The following is a 517-nucleotide window of genomic DNA, read 5'->3' on the forward strand; positions in this document are numbered from 1 at the left end:
AAGATTTGGCTTGGGGTTCATCTCGGGAGAGGTGTTTCTGGATTTATTGTTCCAGAGCATTATGAATTATATGGTACTGAGGCGAGAATTGATTCTAATGGTAATAGAATTATCTCGCCAAACAACTGCTTATGGCTAACTAACCTAGATGTCTTTATTAGGCATAAAGACTTGCCTCTTACAAGAAAATATTTTGGGAATGAAAGTTCATATCCAAAATATGATAATTATGATGCTATAAATGTAAACAAAACAAAGGATATTCCATTAGATTACAATGGGGTTATGGGGGTTCCTATCACATTCTTGCATAAGTTTAACCCTGAGCAATTTGAGTTAATAAAATTTAGAAAGGGTGTTGATGAAAAAGATTTGTCTATAAATGGTAAATGCCCTTATTTCAGAATTTTGATAAAAAACAAACGATTACAAAAGTAATTGATGTTTGTTAGTTTTTTCTTGAGATCATTAGCTTCGTCGTAAGCTTCGGTACCAGAAACGAAAAAACCACCTCTCC

Annotated in this window: 1 protein-coding gene; it reads left to right on the plus strand. The window is 33.3% G+C overall.

What is annotated here, in order from left to right; genetic code table 11:
- Positions 1–438 (plus strand): adenine-specific methyltransferase EcoRI family protein (locus HMPREF0549_RS08920; protein WP_003717977.1); only part of this gene is annotated, 438 nt, incomplete at its 5' end.
- Positions 439–517 lie beyond the last annotated feature (79 nt).

Source organism: Limosilactobacillus vaginalis DSM 5837 = ATCC 49540 (assembly GCF_000159435.1).
GTDB classification, from domain to species: Bacteria; Bacillota; Bacilli; order Lactobacillales; family Lactobacillaceae; genus Limosilactobacillus; species Limosilactobacillus vaginalis.